Below are 13,336 nucleotides of genomic sequence, written 5' to 3' on the forward strand. Positions count from 1 at the left end.
GCGAGTTTGCGCCCTGCCGTCTGGAAGTGGTCGTAAGCCCGCCAGGGTCGAACCACGGAGCAGTCGTCACCATTCGCATATGACAGGCTCCGGGCTGTGCTGACGGTGAACGAGCAGGGAGTCGACCCGATGAAGCGCGGCAGGCTGCGAATCTATGTCGGGGCCGCCCCCGGTGCCGGAAAGACGTACGCGATGCTGTCCGAGGCGCACCGCCGCATCGAGCGGGGAACCGATTGCGTCGCGGCTCACGTCGAGCATCACGGTCGGCCGCGTACGGAGGCGATGCTGGACGGGATCGAGCAGGTACCGCAGAAGGAGCTGGAGCACCACGGCGGGAAGTTCATCGAGATGGACGTGGACGCGGTCCTGGCACGGCGGCCCACCGTCGCGCTCGTCGACGAACTCGCCCACACCAACGTGCCCGGCAGCCGCAACGCGAAGCGTTGGCAGGACGTCGAGGAGCTCCTCGCGGCGGGTGTCGACGTGGTGACCACTGTCAACATCCAGCACCTGGAGTCGCTTCAGGACATCGTCGAGTCGATCACCGGCATACGGCAACAAGAGACCATTCCCGACGAGGTGGTGCGGCGCGCTGATCAGATCGAGCTGGTCGACATGTCGCCTGAGGCGTTACGGCGTCGCATGGCCCACGGCAACATCTATGCCCCGGCCGAGGTGGATGCCGCCCTCTCGCACTGCTTCCGCCCCGGCAACCTCATGGCTCTGCGCGAGCTGGCCTTGTTATGGGTGGCCGACCGGGCCGATGAACACCTCCGCAAGTACCGAGGCGAACATCAGGTCTCCACCATCTGGGGTTCCCGGGAACGGATCGTGATCGGTCTGGCCGGTGGCCCCGAGGGCCGCACCCTGATACGCCGTGCCGCGCGGCTGGCCGAGAAGGGCGCCGGCGGGGAAGTGCTCGCCGTCTACATTTCACGGAGCGGAGGGATCACCTCGGCTTCGCCCGAGGAGCTTACCCTTCAACGAACGTTGGTGGAGAATCTCGGCGGAACGTTCCACCATGTCATCGGCGAGGACATCCCCTCGGCCTTGCTGGAGTTCGCGAGGGGCGTCAACGCCACCCAGATCGTGTTGGGCGCGAGCCGTCGCAGAGCGTGGCGGTACGTCTTCGGCCGTGGAGTCAGCGCCACGGTGGCCGTGAACTCGGGCCCCGATCTGGACGTCCACATCGTCACCCACGAACGGGGCGCCAGGGAAAGGGGCCTCCCGGAGGCCCGCCGAACACAGCTGGACCGCCGCCGGGTCCTGTGGGGGTGGCTGGTCGGAGTGGCAGGGCCGGTCCTGCTCACACTGCTGGTGGAAGGCGTCGACGACGGCCTGGGCCTCACCAACACCATGCTCCTGTTCCTGTCCCTGACAGTGGCCTCGGCATTGTTGGGCGGGATGCGGCCCGCAGTCGCCTCGGCGGTCCTGGGGTCCCTGCTGCTCAACTACTACTTCACACCGCCTCTGCGTCAATGGTCGATCCACGGCACCGAGAACATCTTCGCCCTGGTCGTCTTCGTCGGTCTGGCCGTGTCCGTGGCCTCCGTGGTGGGTCTCGCGGCCCGTCGTACGCACCAGGCGGCCCGACTGCGCGCCGAGTCGGAGGTCCTCTCCTTCCTGGCCGGCAGCGTGCTGCGGGGGGAGGACAGTCTGGACGCCTTGCTGGAGCGGGTACGCGAGACCTTCGGCATGGAATCCGTGGCGCTGCTGGAACGGGAGAGCGACGTCGATCCATGGACGTGCACCGGCAGCGTGGGCTCGGCCTCGCCCGTCCAGCGTCCGGAGCACGCCGATGTCGACGTACCGGTGGGCGACCACCTGGCGCTCGCACTCTCGGGCCGTGTCCTCCCGGCGGAGGACCGGCGGATCCTGGTCGCCTTCGCGGCCCAGGCCGCCGTGGTGCTGGACCGGCAGCGGTTGCAGTCGGAGGCCGAGCAGGCCCGTGCACTGGCGGAGGGCAACCGCATCCGCACCGCTCTCCTCGCCGCGGTCAGTCATGACCTCCGCACCCCGCTCGCCGGTATCAAAGCGTCAGTGAGCTCCCTGCGCTCCGACGAAGTCGACTGGTCGGTTGACGACCGGGCCGAGCTGCTCGCCGGCATCGAGGAGGGCGCGGACCGCCTCGACCATCTCATCGGCAATCTCCTCGACATGTCCCGGCTGCAGACCGGCACGGTGGTTCCGCTCATCCGAGAGATCGATCTGGACGAAGTCGTCCCAACGGCCCTCTCCGGCGTTCCGGAGGGCAGCGTCGAGCTGGACATTCCGGAGACGCTGCCGATGGTCGTCGTCGACAAGGGTCTGCTTGAGCGTGTCGTCGCCAACGTCGTCGAGAACGCCGTGAAGTACAGTCCGCCCGAGACGTCCGTGCTCGTGTCGGCCAGTGTTCTGGGCGACCGGATCGAGGTGCGGGTGGTCGATAGAGGGCCTGGCGTGCCCGATCACGCGAAGGAGCACATCTTCGCACCCTTCCAGCGCTACGGCGATGCCCCGCGCGGCGCGGGCGTGGGTCTGGGCCTCGCGGTGGCACGCGGGTTCGTGGAGGCGCTCCACGGCACGCTCACCGCTGAGGACACCCCCGGTGGGGGGCTGACCTTGGTGATCACCTTGCGAGCCGCGGGCCGGAAGACGTCATCGAACGCGTCCATGGTCCGCTCGATCCATCCGTAACGAACAAGGGAAGGCACACCGTGCTCGCCGCCGTCTACCACGGACAACGCGATGTCAGAGTTCAGCAGTGGGATGATCCTCTGCCACCAGGACCGGAAGAGGTCCAGCTCCAGGTCCTGCGGGCCAGTCTGTGCGGGACGGACGTGGACGAGTTCGTCTCAGGGCCCCATCTGGTGCCCCTCAACAGCCCGCATGCGGCCAGCGGACGCCGGGGACCGGTGGTTCTGGGCCATGAGATCGTCGGTCGGGTGGTGGCCGCAGGGACAGATGTCAATCAGTTCGGCGCCGGCGACGTCGTGGTGCCCGGATCCGGCGTCTCCTGCGGACTGTGCCGGTGGTGCGCGGAAGGACGGACCAACCTGTGTGAGCGTTACTACACGGTGGGACTGCATGTGGACGGTGGGCTCGCCGAGCGCGTCAACGTGCCGGCGCGCATCTGCAGGCCGGTGGGGAGCATGACGGAGGACGTCGCGATCATGGCGCAGCCCCTCGCTGTCGCGTTGCACGCCGTGCGGGGCACCGGCGCCAGAACTGGCGCGCGTGTCGTGGTGATCGGGCTCGGCGGGATCGGTGCCCTGATCGTGGCCGCCTGCTCTGCCCGCGGCATCGGCACGATCGCTGTGGATGTGTCGCGAGCACGTCTCGAAACCGCTGAGCGCCTCGGCGCATCCTTGCTCGTCGACGCTTCGTGCGAGGACGCCGCAGCGGTGATCCGCCGGGTCACCAGGGGATACGGCGCCGACATCGTCATCGAGGCGTCCGGTGCTCGGCAAGGGCTCGGGCTGGCCATGAACGCCGTCTGCCGCGGAGGACACGTCCAGCTCGTCGGCCTGCACCGCGACCCGAGTCCCCTGGACCTGACCCGGCTCGTCCTCGACGAGATCCGGATTTCCACCTCCAAGGTCCACGTCTGCCACGAGGACCTTCCCGAGGCGCTCGCGATGCTCGCCGCACATCCGCACATCGCCTCCAGGACAGCGGACCGCGTCATCGGACTGAGGGACGTCGTCACCCAGGGGTTCCTGCGCATGGCCGCCGGAGAGGTACACGGAAAGGTCGTCGTCGCCCCCTGAAGCGTGCGACAAGTACGCGACAAGAGCGCGACAGGGAAACGCTAAGAGTGAGGCAAGTGGATTGACCTGTTGATCAAGAAAAAATGACACTCGAGTGGCACGGACATCGGCCGGTCCCGGCCGATTCTCCCAGTTCCGCTCGGCATCGGCCGATGCGCGTTCTCTGAAGTCAGGCGGCTTGTTGGACATGCGCGTGATCGACATCAGCCAGGGGTGGTACGAGGGCATGCCGAGCTTCGGCGCCTCCTGGTACCCGCAGTTCTCGCTGGAGCGGGCCATGTCCCCGCAGACGGACCCGGCCGGGGTGGACCGGACCTTCTCGACCCTGCACCTGTTCCCGCACAACGGAAGCCATGTGGAGTCAAGATTCCACTTCTACCCCGACGGCGAGAAGATCGACGAGGTACCGCTGGAGACCTTCACCGGGCGGGCCTGCGTCGCCGACCTGTCCCACAAGAAGGACCTCGAGCCGGTGGAGGCGGACGACCTGGCCGGAGCGTTGCAGGACGTCTGGACCCCCGGCGACCGGTTGCTCATACGCACCGGCCACCCGGAGCGACACCTCGGCCAGGACGACTACTGGGACGTCGCCCCCTTCCTGACGCCGTCGGCGGCGGAATGGATCGTCGACAACCGAGCGGCCCTCGTGGGCATGGACTGTGTCACGGAAGAACCCGGCGACCGTCGGTTCCCGGTCCATCGCAGGGTGCTCGGTGCCTCCATACCCCTGTTGGAGAACCTCGCCGGCCTCCACCGGGTCAGTGAGCGGGTCACCTGGCTGTTCGCCCTTCCGGTCAAGGTGTCCGACTCCGAGGCCGCGCCCGTACGCGCCGTGGTCGTCGAGGGGCTCCTGCCCATGATCGACGGACAGCGTGACGCGTAGGACGGTGTCGAGGGAAGTGCCTGCCGAACCGCTCCTCGATCGTGCCGAAGTGATGCGGGCGTGTGCCCAGGCCCTTTCGCGGGCAAGGGGGTCGGGGCACGACGTCCTGGTGAGCATAGGGGCGCGCACCTGTGCCGCCCCCGCGCTCAATGCCACGAGCTGTGTCCCGTCGGGGGAGCGGAGCTTCTTATGGCGCTCGCCCTGGAGCCGACGGCGGATCGTGGCGTCGGGCAGCGCGATCGACCTCACCGGGCGGGGAGACGGCCGGTTCGACTCCGTACAGGGGAAGTGGCGGGCGCTGGCCGGGCAGGCCGTCGTCGCGGGAACCGATCGCGGCCCCTTGCTCGTCGGCGGTTTCGCGTTCCGTCCCTCCCCGCGCGACGCGGGCGAACGGCAGGGCCTTCCTGACGGGTTGATGTGGGTGCCCCAGGTGGTCTTCCTCACCGCCGGGGACGGGGCCACCGAGACGGTCGTGTCCTCCTTGGTCACTCCCCGGAGCAGTCCAGCCGATGTCGCCGACGCGCTCATGGCTCTCGCCGGTGACGCGAGGAAGAACCTCGCTGCCCGGACCGGATGTGTGCCACCTGCTCGGCGTGCGATCGAGACCGTCGACCTGCCGGTACAGGGAGACTGGAACGACCTGGTCAAGAAGGCGGCCGAAGCCATCGAAGCGGGGGCGTTCGAGAAGGTCGTCCTGGCGAGGGCCGAAGAGATACGGGCGGACGAGGACTTCGACGTACCCGCAGCCCTGTCCCTCCTCGAACAGGAGGATCCCGGCACCGCCGTCTTCGGGGCGCAGGTGGGAAGGAGCTGGTTCATCGGGGCGACACCGGAGTACCTGCTCACCGCGAACGGCCCCCGCGTAGAGACCCTTGCGCTCGCCGGGTCCGCACGCCGGGACTCCAGTCCCCTTCGCGACCGTGCCCTTGCGCGGGAACTCATGAGCAGCGTCAAGGAGCGCCACGAACACCGCCTCGTCGCCGACGCGTTGACCGCCTTCCTCGACGAACACTGCCGTGACGTCCACGGTGAAGCGGAACCACAGGTGGCGAAGTTCGCCAGGATCCAGCACCTGCGGACGAGGCTGCGCGGAACGCGTCGGGGCCGGGACACCAAGGGCCTCCTCGGGCTCGTCGCCGCCTTGCACCCCACTCCCGCCCTTGGTGGCCATCCCCGTCCCGCGGCGCTCGACTGGCTCGACACCCACGAGAAGCTGGACCGCGGTTGGTACGCCGCGCCGCTCGGTTGGACGGACCGTGAGGACGACGGAGAGTTCGCCGTCACCATCAGGTCGGCCCTGGTACAGGGAGACCGGGCGACGCTGTACGCCGGCTGTGGCGTGGTGGCGGGCAGCGTCCCGGACAACGAGTACCGAGAGACCGCCCTCAAGTTGCGTGTCATGCGCGCGGCCCTGGGGCTGGACCGTCTCGACCGCTCACAACCGTAGAAGAAGCCGATCGGAGCGACAGACCATGATCGTGGGCTCGGTGCACGAGGCCTTCCGTGGCCAGGCGACGAAGACCCCGGATGTGATGGCCGTGGAGTGCGCGGGGCGTGGTCTCACGTACCAGGAGCTGGACGAGCGAGCGAACCGGTTGGCTCATCGTCTCATCAAGGAGGGAGCCGGCCCCGAACGACCTGTGATGGTGCTGATGGACCGTTCGATCGAGCTGATCGTCGGCCTGCTCGCCGTTCTCAAAGCAGGCTCCTTCTACGTGCCCCTGCACACCGGCCTTCCGCAGAAGAGGCTGCAGTGGATGGCCGAGGACTGTGAGGCCCGGATCCTTCTGGCGGACACCACGATGAGGGACCGGTGGCTCCCCCGCGCCGAGGTGACGGTGCTGGGCGACCGGGCGGAGGAGTTCGCGGGCTTCCCCGGGGGCGATCCCGGGATCCGGGCGCATGCGGACCAGCTCGCGTACGTGATGTACACGTCGGGGTCCACCGGCCTGCCCAAGGGCGTCGCCGTCACCCAGCAGAACGTCGTCGACCTCGTCAATGACTCCATGTTCCGGCAGCCCGGTGCCCACGAGCGGGTGCTGCTCACCGCCTCGTACGCCTTCGACCCCTCCGTCCACTGCATATGGCACCCGTTGACGCACGGCGGCAGTGTCGTGGTCGCCGCGGAGTCCGACGTCACGGTGGACCGACTCGCCCGTCTCTTCAGTGAGCAACGCGTCACCAGCACCACCATCACGGCCGGACTCTTCCGCGTGATGGCCGAGGAGCACCCCACGTGCTTCTCCGGGGTGCGGGAGATCATCACGGGAGGAGACGTCATCGCCCCGGCCGCCGTGCGCAACGTCCTGGACGCCTGCCGGGAGACGACCGTCCGCTGCGCCTACGGCCCGACCGAGGCGACGATGGTGGCCTCGCAGTCCGCGTGGACGGCGTCGATGCCGGTCCCCGCGCAGATGCCGATCGGCGGGCTCGTCGACGGAATGCGCGGCTACGTCCTGGACGACCGGCTCCGAGTGGTGGCCGCGGGCGAGGCCGGCGAACTCTACCTGGCGGGGGACGGACTCGCCCGGGGCTACTTCAGGCGGCCCGGACTCACCGCGGAGCGATTCACCGCCGACCCGTTCGGGCCCCCGGGATCGCGCATGTACCGGACCGGCGACATGGCCCGCTGGAACGCGGACGGCCTGCTCGAGTTCGTGGGCAGGACGGACGGGCAGGTCAAGATCCGGGGCTTCCGCGTCGAACTGGGGGAGGTAGAGGCCGCACTGGCAGACCAGCGCGGCCTTCGGCAGGCGGTCGTCACCCTGCGCGAGGTCACGCAAGGTGACAAGAGACTGGTCGCCTATGTCGTACCGGAGAGCCCGCAGTGGGTCGACCTCGACACGATCCGGCGGAACCTCGAGCGACGACTGCCCAGCTACGCCGTACCGTCCGCCTTCGTCACGATCGACAGGCTTCCCCTCACCCACAACAACAAGATCGACTACCGGGCTCTGCCCGCCCCGCCCGCGACGGTTCGGCACACGACGCCGCCGCGCACCGCCGGCGAGGAGTCGATCTGCCGTCTGTTCGCCACCGTTCTCGGCCTGGCCGAGGTCGGCATCGACGACGACTTCTTCGCCTACGGAGGTGACTCGCTCTCAGCGACCCGCCTGATCAGCCGGATCCGGGCGACGCTCCACGTGGACCTGGGCGTCGCGGCCGTCTTCAGCGCCCCCACCCCAGCCTCGCTCGCCGAGGTGGTGGACGCGGCACCGTCGTCCCGCCCGGCGCTGACCACGGGGGTGCGTCCGGCTGAGGTGCCGATGTCGTTCGCGCAGCGGCGGTTGTGGTTCCTGGGGCAGTTCGAGGGGTCGAGTGCCACGTACAACCTGCCTGTGGTGTATCGGGTCACGGGGCGGCTCGACGTGGTGGCGCTGGAGCTGGCGTTGGGTGATGTGGTCGGGCGGCACGAGAGTCTGCGGACGGTGCTGCGTGAGGTGGAGGGCCGGCCGGTACAGGTGGTGCTGCCTTCCGGGCCCGTGACGGTGCACCGGCACGACTGCACCGAGGACGAACTGCCGGCCGCGCTCGAAGAGCTCGGAACCTACGCGTTCGACCTTGCGGCCGAACCGCCGATGCGTGTCACGCTGCTCTCGTTGGACGCGGACAGGTGGGTGCTGGTGCTGCTGCTGCACCACAGCGCGGCGGACGGATGGTCACAGGACCCCTTGTTGAGGGACCTGTCGGAGGCCTATCGGTGCCGGACGGCCGGAGCGCCGCCCGCGTGGACCGAGCTGCCGGTGCAGTACGGGGACTACGCACAGTGGCAGAGCGAACTGCTCGGCGACGAGGACGACCCGACCAGCCTGATCTCGCGACAGCTGAGTTATTGGAAGGAGACCCTGCGCGGGCTTCCGGAACAGGTGGACCTGCCGCTGGACCGCCCGCGAGCCGCCATCGCGAGCGATGTGGGTGACCAGGTTCCGCTGAGGCTGGCACCGGAACTGCACCAAGCCCTCGTCACGATGGCGCGACAGGAGGGTGTCACCGTCTTCATGGCGCTGCAGGCCGCCCTCGCCGTTCTGCTGACGCGCCACGGAGCGGGGACGGACATTCCGATCGGGACGCCGGTGGCGGGGCGTACCGACGAGGCGTTGGACGACCTCGTCGGTTTCTTCGTGAACACGGTGGTGCTGCGCACCGACACCTCGGGCGATCCCATTTTCCGAGAGCTGCTGAAACGGGTGCGGGCCACCGCTCTCGGGGCCTACACCCACCAGGACGTGCCTTTCGAGCGCGTCGTCGAAGCGCTCAACCCGAACAGGTCACTCAGCAGTCACCCGCTCTTCCAGACCATGCTGGTGCTCCAGAACTCCGACGTCGCATCACTCCGCCTGGCGGGGACCCGGACCGAGCGTCTGCCGCATCAGACGGGGCACGTCCGATTCGACCTCACCTTCGACATGTCCGAGCACGTCGACCAGGGCGGCGACGCCGCCGGGATCCACGGTCACGTCCGCTACGCGACCGAGCTGTTCGACCGCGCATCGGTCGAGGCCTTGGCGGAGCGACTGAGCCGGGTGATCGCCGCGATGGCGGCTGCCCCCGACGCCCGTATCAGCTCCGTTCCCCTTCTCCCGGATGCCGAGTCGGTCGGGTCGGTGGGGCCGGTGATGAGGCCGGTGGGGTCGTTTCCGGCGTTGTTCGAGGCGCAGGCGGCGCGGGTTCCGGGTGCGGTGGCGGTTTCGTGTGGTGGGGAGGTGGTGCCGTACGGGGTTCTGAACTCTCGGGTGAACCGGCTGGCTCGTTTTCTTGTGGAGCGGGGGGTGGGGCCTGAGCGGTTGGTGGCGGTGGCGGTGTCACGGTCGGTCGATCTGGTGGTCTCGTTGCTCGCGGTGTTGAAGGCGGGTGGGGCGTATGTGCCGGTGGATCCCGGTTATCCGGAGGAGCGGATAGCGGGTGTGCTGGCGGACGCGCGTCCGGTGTTGGTGCTGTCGGACAGTTCGGTGTGTGGGGTGTTGCCGGATGGTCGTGTGCCGGTTGTGTTGGTGGACCGGGTCGATGTGAGTGGTTTTGCTGATTCGGACGTGAGGGACGCGGATCGGTCGGGGGCGTTGTCGTCGTCGCATCCGGCGTATGTGGTGTTCACGTCGGGGTCGTCGGGGCGCCCGAAGGGCGTGGTGGTCGAGCATCGGTCTTTGAGTGATTACCTGGCCTGGTCGGGTGGGGTGTATGGGAGCGCGCGCGGGGTGGCGCTGGTGCATTCCTCGGTGGCTTTCGATCTGACGGTGACGGGTCTGTTCACGCCGTTGACCGTGGGGGGTCGTGTTCATCTGGGGGAGCTGACGGAAGAGGATCCGGGGCGGGGGCGGCTGCAGGAGGTGCCGTGCTCGTTCATGAAGGCGACGCCGAGTCATCTGGCGTTGCTGGAGGGTCTGCCAGAGGAGTTCTCGCCGTCGGGCGAGTTGCTGTTGGGGGGTGAGGCTCTGTCGGGTGAGGCCTTGGCGGGGTGGCGTGCGGCTCATCCGGATGTGGTGGTGCGGAATGTGTACGGGCCGACGGAGGCGACGGTCAATTGCGCTGAGTTCGTGATGGCACCGTGGGACGAGGTGAGCCCGGGGCCGGTGCCGGTGGGGCGGCCTCAGGGGAATGCCCGGTTGTATGTGCTGGACGAGTGGTTGCGTCCGGTTCCGGCGGGTGCGACGGGTGAGCTGTACATCGCCGGCCCGGGCTTGGCCCGTGGTTATCTGGGTCGTCCTGGGCTGACGGGCGAGCGGTTCGTGGCGGATCCGTTCGGGCCGGCGGGGTCGCGGATGTATCGGTCGGGCGATCTGGTGCGTCGGCGGACGGACGGGAATCTGGTGTTCGTGGGACGTGCGGACGACCAGGTGAAGGTGCGTGGTTTCCGTGTGGAGCTGGGTGAGGTCCGTGCGGTGCTGGCCGGGGGGCCGGGGGTGGGGCAGGCCGCGGTGGTGGTCCGGGAGGACCGTCCTGGTGACCGGCGGCTGGTCGGTTACGTGACACCCGCGCCTGGCGGTGAACCGGACCCCGGTGCGCTGCGGGGGCATGTGGCGGGGGTGCTGCCGGACTACATGGTGCCGTCCGCTGTCGTGGTTCTGGACCGCCTGCCTCTGACGCCCAACGGCAAACTCGACCACAAGGCCCTACCGACACCGAACCTGCAGGGCGAGGAGGCGCACCGGAGCCCGCGCGACGCACAGGAGGAGGTGCTCTGCGCGCTGTTCGCGGAGGTGCTGGGGCTGGACCGGGTAGGCCGCGACAGCGACTTCTTCGAACTGGGAGGCCATTCCCTCCTCGCCGTCCGGCTGGTCAACCGCATCCGTACGGTACTGGGCGCCGGAGCGTCGGTCCGCACCGTGTTCGAGGCCAGAACCCCGGGCGGAATCGCGCGATCCCTCGCAGCGGCTTCCCGGCGAGGACGCCCTGTCCTGGGGAGGACGGAACGTCCGGTGCGTCTGCCCATGTCATACGCGCAGCAGGGGTTCTGGTTCCAGTACCTGCTCGAGGGCCCGAGCGTCACGTACAACCAGCCCTTCGCCCAGCGGATCACCGGCCGGCTCGACACGGCCGCGCTGGAGCGGGCCCTGCGCGACGTCGTCGAGCGGCACGAAAGCCTCCGGACCGTACTGGGCGAAGCGGAGGGCCACCTCGTGCAAGTGGTGCTGCCCGACGGGCCGGTTCCCCTGCACCGGCACACCTCCGACGAGGAGGCCCTGCCCCAGGTCCTGCGGAGCATCGGCAGTCATCCCTTCGACCTGTCGGCCGATCCGCCCTTTCGAGCGAGCCTCGTCTCACTCGGCGAGAACGACCACGTGCTGATGCTGCTCACCCACCACAGCGCCGGCGACGGCTGGTCCCGGGCTCCGCTCCTCCGTGACCTGGCCGCTGCATACGGCGCACGCCTCGCGGGGCAGCCGCCCCGATGGAACCCCTTGCCGGTCCAGTACGCCGACTACGCGCTCTGGCAGCAGCAGCTGCTCGGAGCGGACGACGACGAGAGCTCCGTCCGCGTCACCCAACTGGAATTCTGGAGGAAGTCCCTCGCGGGGCTTCCCGCAGAGCTCGCCCTTCCGACGGACCGCCCCAGGCCCGCGGTCGCCTCGTACCGCGGAGGATCCCTCACCGTCGTACTCGATGCGGTGGTGCATGAGGGGTTGGTGGGGTTGGCGAGGCGGTCGGGTGCGTCGTTGTTGATGGTGGTGCAGGCTGCTCTGGCGGTGGTGTTGACGGGGTTGGGCGTGGGGACGGACGTTCCGGTCGGGACGCCGGTGGCGGGGCGTTCGGACGAGGCGTTGGACGATCTCGTCGGGTGTTTCGTGAACACGGTGGTGCTGAGGACGGATACGTCGGGGAATCCGGGTTTCCTCGATCTGTTGTCGCGGGTGAGGGAGTCGAACCTGGCGGCGTACGGGAATCAGGATGTGCCGTTCGAGCGTGTGGTGGAGGCGTTGAATCCTCCGCGGGATGCGGCGAGGCATCCGCTGTTCCAGGTGATGCTGCAGGTCGGTGCGGACGAGGGGGCGGAGCTGGTGCTGCCCGGTGCGACGGTCGAGCGGCTGTCCACCTCCCTGGAGACGGAGAAATTCGACCTCAACCTGAACGTCAGGGCCGACGCCGGGGAAGAGGGGCGTCGTGGACCGCTGCGGATCCACGTCAGGTACGCCACGGATATCTTCGACCGCGCTCTGGTCGAGTCGATGGTGGAGCGACTGAGCCGCGTGTTGGTCCAGGCCGTGGCCGATCCGGCCGTGAGGATCCAGGATCTCGGGGTTCTGACGGGTGCTGAGTCGGCCGGGTCGGTGGCGGACCCGTCCGGGCCGGCGGGGGCGCGGATGCATCGGTCGGGTGATCTGGTGCGACGGCGTGCGGACGACCAGGTGAAGGTGCGTGGTTTCCGTGTGGAGCTGGGTGAGGTCCGTGCGGTGCTGGCCGGGGGGCCGGGGGTGGGGCAGGCCGCGGTGGTGGTCCGGGAGGACCGTCCTGGTGACCGGCGGCTGGTCGGTTACGTGACACCCGCGCCTGGCGGTGAACCGGACCCCGGTGCGCTGCGGAGGCATGTGGCGGGGGTGCTGCCGGACTACATGGTGCCGTCCGCTGTCGTGGTTCTGGACCGCCTGCCTCTGACTCACCTATTACATCGGCATCTCGATGGCCGAGGAGTTCCGGCCGCAGGTCCTGCTCGACGTCGCCGGGTGGCACCTTGATGTCGACGGGGTGCGCATGCTGGGGATCCTGCGCGTTCTCAACACCGTCCTGGTCGTTCTGTTGGCGCTGATCGTGCACAAGGCGCTGCGGCGGGTGCCGGACACGCGGCGCATGTACATCGGGATCGTCCTGTTCGTCGCCGGGTTCATGGGACTCGCGGTCGCCGCCGACGCCTGGCTGCTGCTGGCGCTCGGGGTCGTCTACACCATCGGTGAAGTGATGAACGTCCCCATGCGGCAGGCACTCATGGCCGACCTGATCGACCCGTCCGCGCGAGCCACCTACATGGCTCTCTTCGGTCTGCGGACACGGGGAGCGATGCTGATCGCCTCCTTGTGCGTCGTCGGCGGGGCCTTCCTCGGCCCGTACGGGATGGCGATGCTCTACGCGGGCCTCGGCGGGGCCGCCGTGCTGTTGCTGAGGGAGCCCGTGCGTGCCGCCGAGGCGCGGCGAGCCGCCGCCGTGGCACCGGACGCGAACCGTACCGGCGAGAAGGCGGCGCCCCGTCCATGACACCGTCGAACGCCGACAAGAT

At 68.9% G+C, this 13,336-nt stretch carries 6 protein-coding genes; all 6 read left to right on the top strand.

Features of this window, described 5'->3' with window-relative positions:
• Positions 1–129 precede the first annotated feature (129 nt).
• The 6 genes from IE242_RS22865 (at position 130) to IE242_RS22890 (ending at position 13,314) form a co-directional block, all read left to right on the top strand.
• On the top strand, positions 130–2,676 hold the full coding sequence (locus tag IE242_RS22865; protein WP_189862201.1) for a DUF4118 domain-containing protein: 2,547 nt from the start codon (positions 130–132) through the stop codon (positions 2,674–2,676).
• A gap of 20 nt (positions 2,677–2,696) precedes the next feature.
• Positions 2,697–3,749 (top strand): zinc-dependent alcohol dehydrogenase, encoded by a 1,053-nt coding sequence (locus tag IE242_RS22870; protein ID WP_189862125.1) that lies wholly within the window; start codon positions 2,697–2,699, stop codon positions 3,747–3,749.
• Between the two features lie 187 nt (positions 3,750–3,936).
• Positions 3,937–4,632: a cyclase family protein gene (locus IE242_RS22875; RefSeq protein ID WP_189862133.1), complete on the top strand. Its 696-nt coding sequence runs from the start codon at positions 3,937–3,939 to the stop codon at positions 4,630–4,632.
• Positions 4,633–4,684: 52 nt separating this feature from the next.
• The gene (locus IE242_RS22880) at positions 4,685–6,079 is read left to right on the top strand and encodes an isochorismate synthase (RefSeq protein ID WP_506417252.1); all 1,395 of its coding nucleotides are present in this window, start codon (positions 4,685–4,687) and stop codon (positions 6,077–6,079) included.
• A gap of 25 nt (positions 6,080–6,104) precedes the next feature.
• Entirely contained in the window at positions 6,105–12,800 is a 6,696-nt protein-coding gene (locus IE242_RS22885) for a non-ribosomal peptide synthetase (RefSeq protein WP_189862137.1), read from the top strand.
• Positions 12,745–13,314, top strand: coding sequence for an MFS transporter (locus IE242_RS22890; protein ID WP_189862139.1), 570 nt, complete (start codon positions 12,745–12,747; stop codon positions 13,312–13,314). The genes IE242_RS22885 and IE242_RS22890 overlap by 56 nt, the downstream gene beginning before the upstream one ends.
• Positions 13,315–13,336: the final 22 nt, after the last annotated feature.

It is taken from the genome of Streptomyces poonensis (genome assembly GCF_014650915.1).
Taxonomy (GTDB): domain Bacteria; phylum Actinomycetota; class Actinomycetes; order Streptomycetales; family Streptomycetaceae; genus Streptomyces; species Streptomyces poonensis.